This window comes from Streptomyces spinosus, assembly GCF_020400655.1.
In the GTDB taxonomy this organism is placed as follows: Bacteria; Actinomycetota; Actinomycetes; order Streptomycetales; family Streptomycetaceae; genus Streptomyces; species Streptomyces argyrophylli.
Window position 1 is genome coordinate 549,302 of the sequence record NZ_JAINRC010000001.1, and the last position, 17,786, is coordinate 567,087.

18 protein-coding genes are annotated in these 17,786 nt (G+C 72.4%); 10 read left to right on the forward strand and 8 right to left on the reverse strand.

Translation table 11 applies throughout. The features are described 5' to 3' along the window. Positions 1 to 49: 49 nt before the first annotated feature. On the reverse strand, positions 50 to 1,012 hold the full coding sequence (locus LG395_RS02335; protein WP_225808244.1) for an ABC transporter substrate-binding protein: 963 nt from the start codon (positions 1,010 to 1,012) through the stop codon (positions 50 to 52). A gap of 287 nt (positions 1,013 to 1,299) precedes the next feature. Between LG395_RS02335 and LG395_RS02340 the strand changes: the two genes are divergently transcribed. From LG395_RS02340 to LG395_RS02355, 4 genes are read left to right on the forward strand one after another with little or no spacing between them, the layout of a single operon-like run. Beyond that, positions 1,300 to 3,936, forward strand: coding sequence for an ATP-binding protein (locus LG395_RS02340; protein WP_225808245.1), 2,637 nt, complete (start codon positions 1,300 to 1,302; stop codon positions 3,934 to 3,936). After that, positions 3,933 to 4,409 (forward strand): roadblock/LC7 domain-containing protein, encoded by a 477-nt coding sequence (locus LG395_RS02345; RefSeq protein WP_171151794.1) that lies wholly within the window; start codon positions 3,933 to 3,935, stop codon positions 4,407 to 4,409. The genes LG395_RS02340 and LG395_RS02345 overlap by 4 nt, the downstream gene beginning before the upstream one ends. A 28-nt stretch (positions 4,410 to 4,437) precedes the next feature. Beyond that, positions 4,438 to 4,854: a DUF742 domain-containing protein gene (locus tag LG395_RS02350; RefSeq protein WP_171159605.1), complete on the forward strand. Its 417-nt coding sequence runs from the start codon at positions 4,438 to 4,440 to the stop codon at positions 4,852 to 4,854. Further along, positions 4,841 to 5,443, forward strand: a complete 603-nt coding sequence (locus LG395_RS02355) for a GTP-binding protein (protein ID WP_225808246.1) — start codon at positions 4,841 to 4,843, stop codon at positions 5,441 to 5,443. The genes LG395_RS02350 and LG395_RS02355 overlap by 14 nt, the downstream gene beginning before the upstream one ends. Before the next feature lie 3 nt (positions 5,444 to 5,446). Here the strand turns inward: LG395_RS02355 and LG395_RS02360 are convergent, their stop codons facing one another. The 7 genes from LG395_RS02360 to LG395_RS02390 form a co-directional block, all read right to left on the reverse strand. Then, positions 5,447 to 6,115, reverse strand: a complete 669-nt coding sequence (locus LG395_RS02360) for an ABC transporter permease (protein ID WP_171151798.1) — start codon at positions 6,113 to 6,115, stop codon at positions 5,447 to 5,449. Then, positions 6,112 to 6,765 (reverse strand): ABC transporter permease, encoded by a 654-nt coding sequence (locus LG395_RS02365; RefSeq protein WP_171151800.1) that lies wholly within the window; start codon positions 6,763 to 6,765, stop codon positions 6,112 to 6,114. The genes LG395_RS02360 and LG395_RS02365 overlap by 4 nt, the downstream gene beginning before the upstream one ends. Then, positions 6,762 to 7,895 (reverse strand): ABC transporter ATP-binding protein, encoded by a 1,134-nt coding sequence (locus tag LG395_RS02370; protein ID WP_171151802.1) that lies wholly within the window; start codon positions 7,893 to 7,895, stop codon positions 6,762 to 6,764. The genes LG395_RS02365 and LG395_RS02370 overlap by 4 nt, the downstream gene beginning before the upstream one ends. Positions 7,896 to 8,123: 228 nt before the next feature. Next, on the reverse strand, positions 8,124 to 8,531 hold the full coding sequence (gene msrB, locus LG395_RS02375; protein ID WP_171151804.1) for a peptide-methionine (R)-S-oxide reductase MsrB: 408 nt from the start codon (positions 8,529 to 8,531) through the stop codon (positions 8,124 to 8,126). A gap of 15 nt (positions 8,532 to 8,546) precedes the next feature. Further along, on the reverse strand, positions 8,547 to 9,938 hold the full coding sequence (gene murC, locus LG395_RS02380) for a UDP-N-acetylmuramate--L-alanine ligase (RefSeq protein WP_225808247.1): 1,392 nt from the start codon (positions 9,936 to 9,938) through the stop codon (positions 8,547 to 8,549). Positions 9,939 to 10,111: 173 nt separating this feature from the next. Continuing rightward, complete coding sequence (locus tag LG395_RS02385; RefSeq protein ID WP_171151807.1) at positions 10,112 to 10,585, reverse strand: indole-3-glycerol phosphate synthase; 474 nt, start codon at positions 10,583 to 10,585, stop codon at positions 10,112 to 10,114. A gap of 163 nt (positions 10,586 to 10,748) precedes the next feature. Continuing rightward, positions 10,749 to 11,603 carry a pyrimidine reductase family protein gene (locus LG395_RS02390; protein WP_225808248.1) on the reverse strand — a complete coding sequence of 285 codons (855 nt, stop codon included), beginning with the start codon at positions 11,601 to 11,603 and terminating at the stop codon, positions 10,749 to 10,751. 37 nt (positions 11,604 to 11,640) lie between these two features. On the opposite strand from LG395_RS02390, the gene zapE reads away from it, so the two are divergent. The 6 genes from zapE to LG395_RS02420 all read left to right on the forward strand — a co-directional run bounded on the left by zapE (position 11,641) and on the right by LG395_RS02420 (position 17,331). Further along, positions 11,641 to 12,744: a cell division protein ZapE gene (zapE, locus tag LG395_RS02395; protein WP_225808249.1), complete on the forward strand. Its 1,104-nt coding sequence runs from the start codon at positions 11,641 to 11,643 to the stop codon at positions 12,742 to 12,744. Positions 12,745 to 12,949: 205 nt separating this feature from the next. Next, on the forward strand, positions 12,950 to 13,348 hold the full coding sequence (locus tag LG395_RS02400) for a hypothetical protein (protein ID WP_171151815.1): 399 nt from the start codon (positions 12,950 to 12,952) through the stop codon (positions 13,346 to 13,348). A gap of 81 nt (positions 13,349 to 13,429) precedes the next feature. Beyond that, positions 13,430 to 14,008, forward strand: coding sequence for a carbonic anhydrase (locus LG395_RS02405; protein WP_171151818.1), 579 nt, complete (start codon positions 13,430 to 13,432; stop codon positions 14,006 to 14,008). A gap of 8 nt (positions 14,009 to 14,016) precedes the next feature. Beyond that, positions 14,017 to 15,495 carry a SulP family inorganic anion transporter gene (locus tag LG395_RS02410; RefSeq protein ID WP_171151821.1) on the forward strand — a complete coding sequence of 493 codons (1,479 nt, stop codon included), beginning with the start codon at positions 14,017 to 14,019 and terminating at the stop codon, positions 15,493 to 15,495. 104 nt (positions 15,496 to 15,599) lie between these two features. Further along, positions 15,600 to 16,433 (forward strand): slipin family protein, encoded by an 834-nt coding sequence (locus LG395_RS02415; RefSeq protein ID WP_171151823.1) that lies wholly within the window; start codon positions 15,600 to 15,602, stop codon positions 16,431 to 16,433. Between the two features lie 40 nt (positions 16,434 to 16,473). Continuing rightward, entirely contained in the window at positions 16,474 to 17,331 is an 858-nt protein-coding gene (locus LG395_RS02420; protein ID WP_225808250.1) for a PPK2 family polyphosphate kinase, read from the forward strand. The last annotated feature ends 455 nt before the right edge of the window (positions 17,332 to 17,786 follow it).

The following is a 17,786-nucleotide window of genomic DNA, read 5'->3' on the forward strand; positions in this document are numbered from 1 at the left end:
TGGTTGTTCTACTTCTTCTGGTCGTTCCGGTCGGCCGAGCCCGCCGGGCTCAGCCCAGCCCCGCCGACTTCAGCCACGCCTCGGCCACGTCCAGCGGGTCCTTGTTCTGGGCCTGCACCTGGGTGTCCAGGTCCAGCAGGGTCGCGGTGTCGAGCTTGGCGGAGACGGCGTTGAGCGCGGCGACGCCCTCCTTGGACAGCGCGCCCTTGTAGGTGAGCGGCTGGACGTTCTCGAAGCCGAACAGGTTCTTCGGGTCCTGGAGGACGACGAACTTCTCCTTGGAGATGTTCGGGTCCGTGGTGAAGATGTCCGCCGCCTGCACGGCGTCCTTCTTCAGCGCCGCCAGCGTCAGGGGGCCGCCCGCGTCCAGCGCCTTGAAGGACTTGAACTCCAGGCCGTAGACGGACTTCAGGCCCACCAGGCCCTGCTGCCGGGTCTGGAACTCCGGCGAGGCGCCGATGACCAGGTCCTTGGCGACGTCCTTCAGGTCGGCGATGGAGGACTTCTCGGTGAGCTGGTACTTCTTCGCGGTGGCCGCGTTGACCGTGATCGAGTCCTTGTCCTGCGCCGGCGCCGGGTCGAGCAGCGTGAGCTTGGAGTCCAGCTTGGCCTCGATGGCGTGCGTGGTCTCGGCGAGGGTCTTCGGGGCTGCCTTCGGGTCGAGGTAGGCCAGCAGGGCGCCGTTGTACTCGGGCAGGACGGAAATGGAGCCGTTCTTGATCAGCCCGTAGGTCGTCTCGCGGCTGCCGATGTTCGGCTTGTACGTGACCTTGATCCCCTTGGCCTTGAGTGCTTCGCCGTAGATGTCGGCGAGCAGGGTGCTCTCGGGGAAGTTGTTGGATCCGACGACAACGGTGTCGCCGCTGGCCTTGCTGTTGTCCGACAGAGGGTTGTCGGACTTGCCGTCGTCGGAGGAACAGCCCGCCAGCAGAGCCGTAGCCGCCGTGAGGGCGACCGCCGCCGCGCCTCGGTTCCTCCGGATGGACCTGCTGATGTGGGTCGTGGAAGTCACCCACTGATCCAATCCAGCCAGTTCTCGGTCAGTCAAGGGCATCAGATCACCGATTGGCCTCGATCTGCGGTCACTCGTGCACACAGAGCATTCTCTTTGTAACGGATTCTTGATGAAAGGTGAGCTGATCGACACCTCAAGAGGCCTGTAGTCTCACCCGAGTTGGTATCGACCACAGCGGTGCGCGGGGCCCGCTTCGGTGTCGTGACGCAGGCGTTCCGGGGGCGACAGCCCTCAGGTCCGGGAGTGACGGCTCCCCCGGACAAGACACCCATGAAGGAGGCCCGGTGTCCACGAACCAGGTGGACGCGCCCGCCCGGCACGCCCCCACGCGGGGCGGAGTACGGGGATTCGCCGACCGCTGGCCCTTCCGGCGCAAACTCAATCTGCTCGTCGGCATACCCCTCGCGGTCATCGCGGTCCTGCTCGCGTACCTCTTCACCGATCTGGTGCGGCAGTCGTCGAGCGCCGCCTCGGCGGCCCGGCTGGTGCGCGACAGCGCCCAGCTGGCGCGGCTGGTGGACCGGGTCGAGGCCGAGCACCAGCAGGCCATCCTGCTCTCCACGCGCTACGAGTCCGGGGACGCGAAACCGTCGACGTCCGCCTACCGTGCGGCGCAGCACGCGGTCGACTCCCAGGTGACGAAGGTACGCGAGGCGTTCGGGGACCGGCTGCCGGAGGGCGAGGCGCAGGCACTGCGCGGGGTCGAGGGCCTCACCAGCCTGCGCACCTCGGTGGAGCAGTCGTACCTGCCCGCCGACAACATCGACCCGGCCTACGCGGGCGCCGCCCAGAGCCTGATCGACGGCCTCGGCCTCGACCGCGACGCCGACCTCGCCGATACGTTCACCGGCAGCCTGCTGGACTCCCTGCTGCGCGCGGACGCCGCCCACGGCGCCTTCGAGACCAACGTGTTCGCCGCCACCACGGGCGACACCAACGCGCAGATCGAGTTCACCAGCGCGGTCGGCGCCTACGCGCTGTACACCCACCAGGCCGAGCGCTTCGCCCGGTTCGCCACCGAGGCGCAGGCCGAGCGGTTCGCCGGCATCGAGCACACGCGGGCGGAACGCGAGATCACCGAGGCGTACGCCGAACTCCAGGTCGGTGTCGGCCGGCTGGAGACGAACGACAAGGTGCTGCTGCGGCGGGCGGTGCGGGACGCACTGACCGACTACCCCGCCTACCCCGAACAGGCCGCCGCCCGGCTGAAGATCACCACCGCGCTGATCGGGCAGATCGCCGACCGGGCCGACGGCGCCGCCGACGGCGCCCGGTGGCGGGCCGGCCTGCTGCTGAGCGGCGCGCTGATCGCCTTCGCGCTGTGGATCGCCTTCGCGGTCCTGGTGCGCCGCTCGGTGGTCCGGCCCGTGCAGGCCCTCACCGGGGCCGCGCGGGAGGTCGCCGAGGTCGCCGGGCGGGAGCTGGCCCGGGTGGCCGACGACGACGCCGAGGACGACGGACCGCCCCGGCTGCGGGGCATGCCGGTCACGGCCCGCGACGAGATCGGTGACCTGGCGGAGGCGTTCAACCGCGTGCAGACCACCGCCGCCGCGCTGCTGGAGCGCCAGGTGCTCAGCCGGCGCAACACCGCGGAGATGTTCGGCAACGTGGGCCGCCGGGTCAGCAACCTCACCACCCGGCAACTGGCCCTGATCGACGCCGTGGAACGGGGGGAGACCGACCCGGCGCTGCTGGAACGGCTGTACTCGATCGACCACATCGCCGTACGGCTGCGCCGCAACGCCGACAGCCTGATGCTGCTGGCCGGCATCCGCGAGACGGTGCTGGACGCGGGTCCCACCGCGCTGTCCACCGTCGTACGGGCCGCGCTCGGGCAGATCGAGGGCTACCAGCGGGTACGGCTGTACGCGGCGTCGGACGCCCTGGTCGAGCCGGACGTCATCGGTGACCTCACGCTGATGGTGGCCGAACTCCTGGAGAACGCGGTGTCGTTCTCGCCCGAGGGCAGCCCCGTCGAGGTCACCGTCCGCTCCGGTGCCGAGGGCACGCACGTCGTGATCACCGACCACGGCCTCGGCATGAGCGCCGAGCGGCTCGCCGAGGAGAACGCCCGGCTGATCCGCCGCGAACGGCTGGACCTGGTGCCGACCAAGGTGCTGGGCCTGTTCGTGGTGGGCGCGCTGGCCCGCCGCTGGGAGATCGCGGTCGAACTGACCCGCACGCCGGGCGGCGGTGTGACGGCCGAGGTGACGCTGCCGGCCTCGCTGCTGCTCGCCCCGGGCGCGGGGGCGCAGGCCGTTGCGGCCGCGGCGCCCGCACCGGTGGCCGCGGTGTCCGGCCCGGTACCCGCGCGGGGCACGCTGCCGCCGGACACCGCCCACGAGAAGGCACCGGCCGCCGGCACCGCCCCGGACGAGCCCGCCCGCGCCGAACACGGCGGCCCGCTCCCCCGCCGGATCCCCCGCCAGGCACCGCGCGGCACCGACGCGCCGGCCCCTTCGGAGCAGGAAGGGCCCGGCACGGCCGGACACGGCGCGCGCCCGCTGCGCCGCCGGGTGCGCGGAGCCACGCTGCACACCACCGCCGGCACCGCGCCGACCGTGCCGGAGACCGTACGACCGCTGGACGCCGAGGCCGTACGCGACGCGCTGGAGGAGTTCGAGGACGCCGTGGAACGCGCCCGACGGGACAGCGACACGGTCGGCCCCGCCCGCCCGGTGACCAGCGCCAGGGCCCCGGCGACGCACCAGGACGGCGCGACGACGGCACCGCGCCGGCCCCGCCCGGACGGCGCCGCCGAAGCCACACCCCCGTCCCACCCGGACGCCACCCCGGCCGCCGCACAGGCCCCGCGCCCGGACGGCACCCTCGCCACCGACCCCCCACCGCATCCCGCCCCCACACCACCGACCACCCCGCCGCACGACCCGAACCACCTTCCGGAAGGAGCCGAGCAGTGAGCACGTCGACAGGTGACAGCCCGACGGGCGGCACCACGCCGACCGACCTGCAGGCAGCCGCGGCCGACTTCACCTGGCTGCTGAGCCGCTTCGCGACCGAGACCGCCGGCGTCGTGGACGCCATCGCCGTGTCCTCCGACGGCCTGCTGATCGCGGTGTCACAGCTGCGTGAGCACGCCGACTCCGAGCGGCTCGCGGCGATCGTGTCCGGCATCACCAGCCTGGCCGCGGGCGCCTCCGGCAACTACGGCCTCGGCGGTCTGAACAAGGTCATCATCGATCTGGAGGGCGGTCACGTCATCGTCTCCGCGATCGGCAGCGGCGCCGTGCTCGGCGTCGTCACCGACAAGGAGGCGAAACTCGGCAACATCGCCTACGAGATGACGCTGTTCGCCAACCGCGCCGGTGCCGCGCTGAGTCCGCAGCTCGTGCTGGAGCTGAAGAACAGCGTGGGCGCGGCGGCGGCCCGCTGAGGAGGAGAAGGTTTCCATGGCGGACGGCATGGCGGACGGCATGGCGCCCCCGGGCCCGGACCCGGTCGGCCCCGTCCCCGCCGTACGGCCGTACCTGGTCACCGCCGGCCGGGTCGCGGACGCCGCCTCCGGCCGGGCGCTGCCCGTGGAGACCCAGGTGGTGTCCACCGCCGACGGTCTCGACGCGCTCGGCCGGCTCTCCTTCGAGCAGCACGACATCGTCGCCGCCTGCCGGCTGCCGCAGTCCCTCGCGGAACTCGCGGCCCGGCTGCGGCTGCACCTCAACGTGGTGCGCGTCCTGGCCGAGGACCTGCGCGAGGCGGGCCAGTTGGCGGTGTACGTGCCGGACGCCGAGGCCACCCACGACGCGTCCGTCCTGCGCAGGGTTATCGATGGCCTGCGGGCCATCCCCGACTCCCGAGGGGTACCGAGTGACACCGACTGAACCGCTCCTGGCCCGGGGCCCGGCCGCGCCTGCCGCGGTACGGCCGCCGCTGCCGGTGAAGATGGTGATCGCGGGCGGTTTCGGCGTGGGCAAGACCACGGCCGTCGGCGCGATCTCGGAGATCGAGCCGCTGACCACGGAGGCGTCGATCACCGAGGTCGCGGCCGGCGTGGACGACCTGACGCACACCCCGCGCAAGACCACGACGACCGTCGCGATGGACTTCGGCTGCATCACCATCGACCCGACGCTGAAGCTGTACCTGTTCGGCACGCCCGGGCAGGAGCGGTTCGGGTTCATGTGGGACGACATCGTGGAGGGCGCGGTCGGCGGGCTCGTCATCGTCGACACCCGCCGGCTGGACGACTGCTACGCGGCGGTGGACTACTTCGAGCACAAGGGCATCCCGTTCGCCGTCGCGGTGAACGCCTTCGACGGCCGGGTGGAGCACGCGCTGGAGGACGTCCGCTGGGCGCTGGACGTCTCCCAGGGCGTGCCGGTCGTGGTGTTCGACGCCCGAGAGCGGGGCTCGGTGCGGGACGCGCTGCTCGTCGTACTCGAACTCGCGCTGGCCCGCACCGAGCGGTGACCGTCAGACGCCGCGGCGTACCCCCGGCGACACCGTGAGCCGGGACGCCGCCCAGAACACGGCGAGGGTCGCGAGGGCGAGGCCGGCGACGAGCGTGGCACCGCCGACGACCTTCTCGTAGTTCTTCTGGTAGAGGCCGTCGATGATGTAGCGGCCGAGGCCGCCGAGGCTGACGTAGGCGGCGATGGTGGCGGTGGAGACGATCTGGATGGCCGCCGTGCGCAGGCCGCTGAGGATCAGCGGCAGCGCGACCGGCACCTCCACCTGGAACAGCACGCGGGCCTCGGGCATGCCCATGCCCCGGGCCGCGTCCACCGGGGAGGGGTCGACGGAGCGGACCGCCTCGTAGGTGGTCACCAGGATGGGCGGTACGGCGAGCACGACCAGCGGGATCATCACCGGCAGCAGCCCGAAGCCGATCCAGATGAACATCAGCACCAGCAGGCCGAAGCTGGGCAGCGCGCGGCCGGCGGTGGCGATCAGCGCGAGGGCGTTGCCGCCGCGCCCGGTGTGGCCGGTGAGCAGGCCGACGGGCAGCCCGATCGCGGTGGCGATCAGCAGGGCTTCCAGGGAGTACTTGATGTGCTCGGCGAACCGGGTGGGGATGCCGTCGTAGCCGTGCCAGTGGGCGCTGTCGCCGAAGAAGGCGTGCGCGAAGTTCAGGATGTTCACCGGGTGGCACCCTTCCGCGGCATCCAGGGGGTGAGCAGGAGGCGGACGAGGACCAGGACGGCGTCGGCGAGGATGCCCAGCACCGCGATGGTCAGGACGGAGTTCACGGCCAGTGCGGGCCGGTGGTAGGTCTGGGCGTCGTAGAGCATGTTGCCGAGGGCGCCCTGGTTGCCGATGAGCATGCCGACGCTGACCAGGGAGATGCTGGAGACGGTGGCCACCCGCAGCCCGGCGATGATCGCGGGTACGGCGATGGGCAACTGGACCTGGAAGTACCGGCGTACGGGGCCGAGGCCCATGGCCTGGGCGGCGGCCAGTGTCTCCGGCGGCACCGAGCGGACGCCGTCCACGATCGCCGGGACGAGCACCACCAGGCTGTAGAGCGCGAGCGGGATCATCACCGTCGTCTCGCTCTGCCCGAAGTAGTCGATGAGGACGACGAAGAAGGCGAGCGAGGGGATGGCGTACAGGACGGTGGTGATGCCGAGGACGGGCGGGTAGATCCAGCGGAACCGCACGCACAGCTGGGCGATCGGCAGCGAGACGAGCAGTCCGGCGAGCACCGGCAGGAGGGCCTCGCGCAGATGCAGCCCGATGAGGCCGAGGTAGCTGTGCTGGAGGTCGCTCGGGAGGTCGAAGAAGCCGCTCATCGCCCGGCCTTCGCGTCGGCGTGCTCCGCGACCCGGCTGTGGGCGGCGCGGATCGCCTCGCCGATGACCTGCTGGGAGACGACACCGACCGCGCGTCCCTCGCCGTCCACCGCGACGGCCCAGCCGGTCGGCGAGAGCACGGCCCCGTCGAGCGCGGTGCGCAGCGAGTCGGTGCCGGGCACGAACGGCCGCCCGTGGTCGAGGAGTCGCTCCCGGTCGATGGCGCCGGCGGTGAGCCGGTCCGGTTCGCTCCAGCCGAGCGGCCTGCCGTCGAGGTCGGTGACGAGGAGGTACGGTGCCGTGGCCGCCCGGGCGGCGAGCTTGCCGGCGTCGGCGTCGATGGGGACGACGGGCGCGGTCTGCAACTCCAGCCCGGTGGAGGGGAAGAAGGAGAGCCGGCGGATGCCGCGGTCGGCGCCGAGGAAGTCCTCCACGAAGGGGTCGGCGGGCGCGCTGAGCAGTTCGGCGGGCGGGGCGAACTGGGCGAGCCGGCCACCGGTGCGCAGCACGGCGACCTTCGTGCCCAGTTTGATCGCCTCGTCGATGTCGTGCGTGACGAAGACGATGGTCTTGCCCAGCTCGTCCTGGATGCGCAGGAGTTCGTCCTGGAGCCCCTTGCGCACGACGGGGTCGACGGCGGAGAACGGCTCGTCCATCAGCAGCACCGGCGGGTCGGCGGCGAGGGCGCGGGCCACGCCGACGCGCTGCTGCTGGCCGCCGGAGAGCTGGTACGGGTACCGCTTGGCCAGCGCGGAGTCGAGCCCCACCCGCTCCATCAGCTCGGCGGCCCGGGCCCGGGCCCGCTGCTTGGTCCAGCCGAGCAGCCGGGGCACGGTGGCGATGTTGTCGAGGATGGTGCGGTGCTGGAAGAGCCCGGCGTTCTGGATGACGTAACCCATCGACCGGCGCAGGGTGTTGACCGGCTGCTGCCGGATGTCCCGGCCATCGAGGAGGATGCTGCCCTCGCTGGGCTCCACCATCCGGTTGATCATGCGCAGGGTCGTCGTCTTGCCGCAGCCGGAGGGCCCGACGAGGACGGTGATGGCGCGGTCCGGTATGTCCAGCGACAACCGGTCGACTGCGACCGTGCCGTCGGGATACCGCTTCGTGACTGAATCTATCCGTATCAAAACGCCGCGTACCCTTCGGGCGACCGGTCCTGGGCTGATGCGGGGAGAGTCTAGACCGCCGGTGTTTCGGAACTTTGGCGGGAGAGCGTTCACAGGGGCCACCGGGGACGGTGGCCCCGGTGACGCGAACGGATCGCGAACGGATCCACCGCGCCGCGCCCGGCACCCGCACGGGATACCGCGCCGGGGCGGCCGGGGCGCCGGCCCCGGCGGTCCCGCTCGGGGGCCTCAGCCCTCCTGGGGCTCCAGCCGCAGCGAGATGGAGTTGATGCAGTACCGCTGGTCGGTGGGGGTCGGGTACCCCTCGCCCTCGAAGACGTGTCCGAGGTGGGAGCCGCAGCGGGCACACCGCACCTCGGTGCGGACCATGCCGTGCGAGCGGTCCTCGATCAGCTCCACGGCGTCGGTGTCCTTCGGGTCGTAGAAGGACGGCCAGCCGCAGTGCGACTCGAACTTGGTGCCGGAGGTGAACAGCTCGGCGCCACAGGCCCGACAGGAGTAGACGCCCTTGGTCTTGGTGTCCGTGTACTCACCGGTGAAGGCCGGCTCGGTGGCGGCCTGGCGCAGTACGGCGTATTCGGCGGGAGTCAGCTCCGCGCGCCACTGCTCGTCCGGCTTCTCGACGTCGTACGACATCAGTTCTCAGCCCCTTTACTGCGACAGGCGGTCCAGGATCAGCGGGCCCAGGTCTGTCACGTCTCCCGCGCCCATGGTGAGAACGAGATCACCGGGCTTCGCCATTCCCGCGACCACCTCGGGGATCTCCGCCTTGCCGGACACGGCGGTGACGTCGGCGCCGGCCGCGCGGGCGGCCTCGATGATCAGCTCGCTGGTGACGCCGGGGATCGGGTCCTCGCGGGCCGGGTAGATGTCGAGGACCAGCGAGGCGTCGGCGAGGGCCAGCGCCTGCCCCATCTCCTTGCCCAGCTCCTGGGTGCGGGAGAAGAGGTGCGGCTGGAAGACGACGAGGATGCGGGCGTCACCGGCGGCGGCGCGCATGGCCTCCAGGTCGGCGGTCATCTCGGTCGGGTGGTGGGCGTAGGAGTCGATCACCTGGACGCCGGCCGCCTCGCCCTTGAGCTGGAGGCGCCGCTTGACGCCGGTGTAGGCGGCGAGCGCGGGCGCGAGCCGGGCGGCCGGGATGCCGAGGGCGGCGCCGGCGGCGAGCGCGGCGACCGCGTTCAGGGCGTAGTGCCGGCCCGGCACGGACACGCCGAAGGTCAGCTCCTGCCCGTCCAGCACCACGGTGACCTGGCTCTTCAGCCCCTGCGGGACGATCGACAGCACGCGTACGTCCGCGTCGGCGGCCTCGCCGTAGGTCACGATCCGCACGTCACGGTCCCGCACGCGCCGGGTCAGCTCGCGGGCGCCGTCGTGGTCGGCGGAGACGACCAGGGTGCCGCCCGCGGTGATCCGGTCCACGAACGCCTCGAAGGACTCGTGGATCTCGTCGATCGAGGCGTAGTTGGCGTGGTGGTCCAGCTCGACGTTGAGGACGATGGCGACCTCGGGCGCGTACTTGTGGAAGCTGCGGTCCGACTCGTCGGCCTCGGCGACGAAGATGTCGCCGTCGCCGTGCAGCGCGTTGGAGCCCGGCGCGTCCAGGTCGCCGCCGATGGCGTACGACGGCTCCAGGCCCAGCTCGGTGAGCGAGACCGCGAGCATGGAGGTGGTGGTGGTCTTGCCGTGGGTACCGGCCACGGCGATCGGCCGCAGCCCCTCCATCAGGGCGGCCAGCGCGTCGGAGCGGTGCACCACCGGAATGCCCAGCTCGGCGGCGCGGGCCAGCTCGGGGTTGTCCTGCCGGATCGCCGACGACACGACGACGCAGCTGGCGTCGTCGGCCAGGTGCTCGGCGGCGTGCCCGATGTGCACGGTCGCGCCCAGCGCCCGCAGCGCCTCGGCGGTCGCCGACTCCTTGGCGTCGCTGCCGGCGACCTCGGCCCCGCGCTGGGCGAGGATCTTGGCGATCCCCGACATCCCGGCGCCGCCGATGCCGATGAAGTGCGGTCGGTCCATGGCGTCAGGAAGGCCGGGTGCCATGCGTTTCTCCCCTGAGACGGTACGAGCTGGAGCGGGCCTAGCCTATGCGCTCGGGCACCGGGCGCCTCGCACGCACCCGCCCCGCCGCCGCGCCGCGGCCCGGACGGCGACCGGGGACGGCACACCCAAGGTCTTTTGTTCGGATCCTGCCGGGCTGATCCGAACGCAAGACCCTAGGCCTTGCTGTGCGAGAACAGCTTCAGCACCGGCACCCCCACCTTGTGCCGGGCCCGGGAGGCCCAGTCCCGGTGGAAGAACTCCTCCACGTAGTGCGGGTCCGTCAGCACGATCACCTCGTCGGCGCCGACCTCGGCGACCAGCGACTTCAGCGCGTCCAACGGGTGCTCCTCGACCAGCCGCCCCTCCGCCCGGCTCCCCGCGGCGCGCAGCGCCTGGAGCGACACGCCGAGGGCCTGCTGCCCCACGCTCCGGGCCTCCTGCCCCTCCGGGGTCTCGCCTTCCCGCACCGCCTCGTCGAGTTCGCCGAGCGCGATGTCGTCGATGGCCCGCAGCAGCCGGTCCGCCTGCTCACCGCGCGGCTGGAGCAGCACGTGGAACGAGACGGGCTCGTCCCCGTGCAGGGTGGTGACGAACTCCACGTCGGCGGCCGTCAGGGCCTTCTCGATCATCAGAACGCTTGTGAACACCAGGCGCCTCTCTCCTCGGAGGGCCCGGCAGGGCCCGTGCGGAAACCATCCTTCCCCGTGATCGCACGGGTACTGCCGGACCAGGCTGCTCGCCGGAAGCGGACCGTGACGGCCGATTCCGCCGGCATCGGGACCGACAGTGACGTCAGCACCAACGGTGACGTCAGGTCCGACAGTAACGACCGAACAGAAATCCGTCCTGCTCCAGCAGGGACGCGAGTTCGAACCGGTGCGGTACGGCCACCGACGGTCCCCCGGCGATCCGCTGCGCGTTCCCCGCGGTGAGCGTCGGCGAGACGGTCAGGCACAGCTCGTCCAGTACGTCCGCGGCGATCAGCTGGCCGAGCAGCCGGGGTCCGCCCTCGGTGAGCAGCCGGGTGTGGCCGAGGCCGGCCAGGACCTGGACCGCGCGGGCGGGCTCCACCCCCATGCCCTCGCCGGCGATCACCACCTGGGCGCCGGCCCGCTCGGCGGCGGCGATCCGGTCGGGGGCGGCCGCGGCGCCGGTGAGGACCAGCGTGGGCACCAGGGGCGAGGTGAACAGCGGCAGCGTGAAGTCCAGCTCCACGCTCGCGGTGACGATCGCGATCGCCGGGACCGGGGTCTGCCCGGCGGCCGCGCGGGCCGCGGCGAACTCGTCCCGGACACGGGTGGGCCGGTACCCCTCCTGCCGCACCGTCTCCGCACCGACCACGACGACGTCCGCGAGCGCCCGCAGCGTGCCGAAGATCCGCATGTCGGTGGCGCTGGAGATGGGCTGCGAGCGGCCCTCGTGCTGGGCGGCGCCGTCGAGCGAGGAGACCATGTTGGCCCGCAGCCACGGCCGCGGGGCACCCGGCGAGGGCTCCGGGTAGGCGTACGCGGCGGCCAGCTCGGCGAGGCTCCACTCCCGGTCCACGGCCGAACCGTCCCGGCCCGCCGGGCTCACCTCCCCCTCCGGACCGCGCCCGGAGGTGCGGGCACCCCCTGCGGGGGCCTGGGCTGCTGTTTCTTCGGTCACAGGGAACAGGCGTCGCATGCCGTGCAGTGTGACACGGCGCTTAGCATGGACAACTGTGTCGTCCTCCACCGCCGCCCCCGGTTCCAGCCCGCTGCCGGAAGCCGGCCCCCTGTCCCTGTGCGCCCGCGAGCCGCACGTGCCCGCGGAGCGGCTGGTCGCCGAGATGGTGCCGCCGCCGCGCTTCGACTCGGTCCGCTTCGCCACGTACATCCCGGACCCGAACCAGCCCAGCCAGAGCGAGGCCGTCCGGGTCCTGGAGGACTTCGCGGCCGGACTCGGCGGGGCGCACGCCTCCGGCGCCGGCCGGCGCGGCCTCTTCGGCTTCGGCCGGGCCAAGGCGCCCAAGGCCCCGGCCGGCCCGCGCGGGGTGTACCTGGACGGCGGATACGGCGTCGGCAAGACCCACCTGCTCGCCTCCCTGTGGCACGCCACCCCGGCCGAGCCGTCCCGCAAGGCGTTCGGCACCTTCGTGGAGCTGACCAACCTGGTCGGCGCGCTCGGCTTCCAGCAGACGGTGCGGACGCTCTCCGAGCACCGGCTGCTGTGCATCGACGAGTTCGAGCTGGACGACCCCGGCGACACGGTCCTGGTCTCGACGCTGCTCGGCAAGCTGGTCGAGGCGGGTGTGGCGCTCGCCGCCACCTCCAACACGCTGCCCGGCAAGCTGGGCGAGGGCCGGTTCGCCGCCGCCGACTTCCTGCGGGAGATCCAGGGCCTGTCGGCACACTTCCGTACCCTGCGCATCGACGGCGAGGACTACCGGCACCGCGGCCTGCCCGAGGCCCCGGCTCCCTTCTCGGACGAGGAGGTCATGAAGACGGCGTTCGCCACCGAGGGTGCCTCCCTGGACGACTTCGGGCATCTGCTGGAGCACCTGGCGAAGGTGCACCCGAGCCGGTACGGCGCCCTGACCGACGGGCTCCGGGCGGTGTGCCTGACCGGTGTGAAGCCGGTGCCGGACCAGTCGACGGCGCTGCGCCTGGTGGTGCTCGCGGACCGGCTCTACGACCGCGAGGTCCCGGTGCTGGCCTCGGGGCTGCCGTTCGACCGGCTGTTCAGCGAGGAGATGCTGAACGGCGGCTACCGCAAGAAGTACTTCCGCGCGATATCCCGGCTCACCGCGCTGGCACGGGACGCGAAGGGCCTGGTCGGCGCCTAGGGCCGCTCCGGTCGTCCAATAGTCGATCAAGCTCTGCGGGTCAAGGGCGGGTTCACGCCACCCGACCCGCACTTTTCACGCTCTCTTGCGCGCTTAACGCGTAGTTAACCCTGCAAAGGACTTCGCAGGGCTACCGTGTTTCTTGACCATCCATTGACCAACCCTTGGTCTGGACACGAAACGCGAACGCGGCGGAGGGGGGCTCATGTTCCGAGGTACGACCGTCCGGACGCTGCTCACCCTCCTCGGCGTGACGCTCCTCGCCTTCCAGCTCTTCACTCCCGCGGGATCCTTCGCACCCGCGCACACATTCGGTCAGGCGCTGGCCAAGGCCGAGACCGGAACCACCCCCTCCGCACTGCCGGCGCGCGAAGGGGCCACGGACAAGGTCCGCGCCCCCGGCTGCCCAGGTGACCCCGTGGGCATCCCGCATGTCCGCGACCGGCAGCGCGGCCCGGCCTCCGGCTGCGCGCAGGAGCGCGCCCTCATATCCGGCCGACTGGCCGAAACGGGCCCGTCGGAGTCCTCCGGCGGACCGCACCACCCCACCCCGAGAGCCTCCAGAGCCCACACCCCGGCGGCGCTCCAGGTCTTCCGCTGCTGACGGACGGGCAGCTCTCTCCCCCCCACAACCGTCGTGCACATCCGACGCGCCGGGCAGGCGCGCCAGGAGGAACCCACACACATGCAGCCCCTCATCGACAACGCCCGCACCTTCGGACAGCGCCCTGAGGAGTTCGCCAAACTCGCCGAAGGCCAGTCCCCGCAGGTGCTGTTCATCACCTGCTCCGACTCCCGGGTCGTCCCGGCCCTGATCACGGGCGCCCGCCCCGGCGAGCTGTTCGAGCTGCGCACCGCGGGCAACATCGTCCCGCCCCACGCCTCCGAGCACCCCACCAGCGAGGCGGCCACCATCGAGTACGCCGTGGAGGTGCTCGGCGTCCGCGACATCGTGGTCTGCGGCCACTCGCACTGCGGCGCCGTCGGCGCGCTGGTGCGCGGTGACGACCTGACCGCCGTACCGGCCGTGCGCGACTGGCTGGCCTCCGCCACCCCGCGCCCGGCCGGCGCGGCCGAGGACCCGGAGGTCGCCGAGGGCGTGCAGAGCCACGTCCTGACGCAGCTCCTGCGACTGCGCTCGTACCCCTGCGTCGAGCGCAGGCTGAAGGAGGGTCAGCTGGCCCTGCACGCCTGGTACTACGAGGTGCACACCGGCGCCGTACGGACGCACCGCCCGCAGACCGACACCTTCGAGGCCCTGTGAGCGCGCCGATGACCGACAACCGCACCCTCATATCCCGCTTCCCCCACCTCAGGCAGGACTTCGCCGCCTCGCTGGTGGTCTTCCTGGTCGCGCTGCCGCTGTGCGTGGGCGTGGCCGTCGCCTCCGGGGTGCCGGCCGAACTCGGCCTGGTCACCGGCATCGTGGGCGGCATCCTCACCGGGCTGATGCGCGGCAGCAGCCTCCAGGTGTCGGGACCGGCGGCCGGCATGACCGTGCTCGTCTTCGAGGCGGTCAAGGAGTTCGGGCTGCCGGTGCTCGGCGTGATCGTGCTCGTGGCCGGCGCCCTCCAGGTGGCCATGGGCCTGCTGCGGCTGGGCCGCTACTTCCGCGCCATCTCCGTCTCCGTCGTCGAGGGGATGCTGGCCGGAATCGGCCTGGTGATCATCGCCGGGCAGCTGTACCCGGCGCTGGCGGCGAAGGCCCCCGACTCCGGCCTGGGCAAGATCGCCGGGGTGCCCGGCGCGTTCCTGGACGCCCTCGGCGACACCGGCGCCCTGGCCTCTCTCGCGGTGGCCGCGGGCACGATCGCGGTGCTGCTGCTGTGGAAGCACACCCCGGCCAGGGTGCGGGCGGTGCCCGGCCCGCTCGCCGCGGTCGGGCTCGCCACACTGGCCGCGTTCGCGCTGGACCTGCCGGTGGCCACCGTGGAGGTGCGGGGACTGCTCGGCTCGGTCCAGCCCCCGCCGCTGAGCGCCTTCGGCGAGCTGGCCGGCGTCGGGCTGCTGGGCACGGTCGTCGCCTTCACCCTGATCGCCTCCGCCGAGTCGCTGTTCAGCGCGGCGGCCGTGGACCGGCTGCACTCCGGTCCGCGCACCCAGTACAACAAGGAGCTCGTCGCCCAGGGCGCGGGCAACATGGTGTGCGGGGTGCTCGGCGCGCTGCCGATGACCGCGGTGATCGTGCGCAGCGCGGCCAACGTGCAGGCCGGTGCCCGCACGAAGGCCTCCCGGGTCATGCACGGCGTCTGGCTGCTGCTGTTCGCGGCGCTGCTGCCCGGCGTGCTGGCGTACATCCCGGTCCCGGCCCTCGCGGGCATCCTGATCCACGCGGGCGCCAAGCTGGTCCCGCTGCGGTCCCTGACCGTGCTGTGGCGCGAGCACCGCGGGGAGGCGCTGGTCCTCGCCGTCACGGCCGTCTCCATCGTGGCGGTCAGCATGTTCGAGGGCGTGCTCATCGGCCTGGCGCTGGCGGTGGTGAAGACCGCCTGGGAGGCCTCGCACGTCAGGCTGGAGATCGTGGACAAGGGCGCGGGACCGGTCGAGGCGCACCTGTCCGGGAACGCGACCTTCCTGCGGCTGCCGAAGATCCTCGACAGCCTGGAGTCGCTCCCCCAGGACCGCCCGGTCCGGCTCGACCTGTCCGGGCTGCACCACCTGGACCACGCCTGCCGTACGGCCCTGGAGAACTGGGCCGCGCGGCACAGCGCGGCGGGCACGGAGCCGGTGCAGCTGCTCACGGCCGCCTGACGGCCCGCCCGTGGGGCCGGGGAGCCGGGGCCACTCGGCATCCCGGCCCCACGGGCCTATCGTGGCAACAGCAGACAAACCGGCCTCTGGATGAGGAGGTCACCATGGTCGAGGACCTTCTGGTGACCCTGGCGGCGGTGGGCTCCGCCGGTGTGGTGTACCTGGCGACCGCGGCGCGGGTGGTCAAGCAGTACGAGCGCGGTGTGCTGTTCCGGCTCGGCCGGGTGGCGGGGGACGTACGGCCGCCGGGCCTGACCCTGATCATCCCCTTCGTGGACCGGCTGCAGAAGGTCAACATGCAGATCGTGACCCTGCCGATCCCGGCCCAGGAGGGCATCACACGCGACAACGTCACCGTCCGGGTGGACGCGGTGGTCTACTTCCGGGTGGTCGACGCGACGAGCGCCCTGATCAAGGTCGAGGACTACAAGTTCGCGGTGTCGCAGATGGCGCAGACGTCCCTGCGGTCGATCATCGGCAAGAGCGACCTGGACGACCTGCTGTCCAACCGCGAGAAGCTCAACCAGGGCCTGGAGCTGATGATCGACAGTCCGGCGGTGGGCTGGGGCATCCAGGTCGACCGGGTCGAGATCAAGGACGTGTCCCTGCCGGACACGATGAAGCGGTCGATGGCCCGCCAGGCCGAGGCGGACCGCGAGCGCCGGGCCCGGATCATCAACGCCGACGCCGAACTCCAGGCCTCCAGGAAGCTCGCCGAGGCCGCCCAGCAGATGGCGGGGACACCGGCCGCGCTCCAGCTGCGGCTGCTGCAGACGGTGATGGCGGTGTCGGCCGAGAAGAACTCGACGCTGGTGCTGCCCATCCCGGTGGAGCTGCTGCACTTCCTGGAGCGGGGTGCCCAGTCCTCCCTGCCGGGGCAGGAGGGCCAGGACCGGGAGCCCGCGGCGCACACCGACGGCGGACCGCCTCCCGGCTGACGGGCGCCTGCGACACGCGAACCGGACGGAAGGAGCACGTGTGCGGAACACGCCGGCCAGGAAGCTCCCGGAACTGCTGCGGCTGCCACCGGGCGAGCGAGTGGATTTGTCCCGGTACGACGCCCGGGCCACCCCCGGCGCCCCGGACGGCAGGCGGGCGGCGGAGGCGGAAGCGGACCGCATGGGCAGACAGCTGGCCCGGCTCCAGGAGCGGCTGTGGGCGGCGGCCACCGCGGGCGACCACCGCCGGGTGCTGCTGGTCCTCCAGGGCATGGACACCAGTGGCAAGGGCGGCACGGTCAAGCACGTGATCGGCCAGCTGAACCCGTCGGGGTGCCGGATCACGGCGTTCAAGGCGCCGAGCGAGGAGGAGCGGGGGCACGACTTCCTGTGGCGGGTGCGGCGGGCGCTGCCGGAGCCGGGCGAGATCGGCATCTTCGACCGCTCGCACTACGAGGACGTGCTCATCGCCCGGGTCCGGCACCTCGCCCGGCCGGCCGAGATCGGCAGCCGCTACGGCCTGATCAACGACTTCGAGCGCTCCCTCGCCGAGGACGGCGTCACCCTCGTCAAGTGCTTCCTGCACCTCTCCTACGACGAGCAGCGGCGCCGTCTGCTGCGCCGGCTGGACCGCCCCGACAAGCGGTGGAAGTTCACCCCCGGCGACATCGACGAACGCGCCCTGTGGCCCGACTACCAGAAGGCGTACGAGCTGGCCCTGGAGCGCTGCGCGGCGCCGTACGCGCCGTGGTACCTGGTCCCGGCCGACCGCAGGTGGTACCGCAACTGGGCCATCAGCCGGCTCCTGCTGGAACGGCTGCGGGAGCTGGACCCGCGCTACCCGGAGGCGGACTTCGACGTGGCGGACTGCCGGGAACGACTGCTGAAGGAGACGTGAGCGAAGGCGGTACCGACGCGAACGGATGCCCGGCGGGGCGGGACCGCGATGCGGACGCATGCCCGGCGGGGCGAGATCACGGCGCGAACGGATGCCCGGCCGGGGAGGGTTGCGGCGTGGACGGACCACCAGGCGGGGCGGGCTCCAGCGTGGGCCGGTGTCAGTCGGGCCGGATCTTTACGCAGGCGGTGGGGCCGCCTGGCGGTGGCGGGGGCGCCTGGGCGGTCGCGGCGGCGGGGGCGGACGAGCACCGAGGCCCGGTTCAAGCGGGGCTGATGTCAGCCGGGCCGGAGCCCGGGCGGAGGGCGCACGGCGGCGCGAGGCGGGGGCGACGGCGGAGGCGAAGGCGGACGTGAGCCGGGGCGTGGTTCCGGCCCTGGACGATGTCAGCCGGGCCCGGTGCAGGCATGCGCCGAAGTCAGCCGGGCCCGACTCGGGCGCACGGCAGGGCGAGC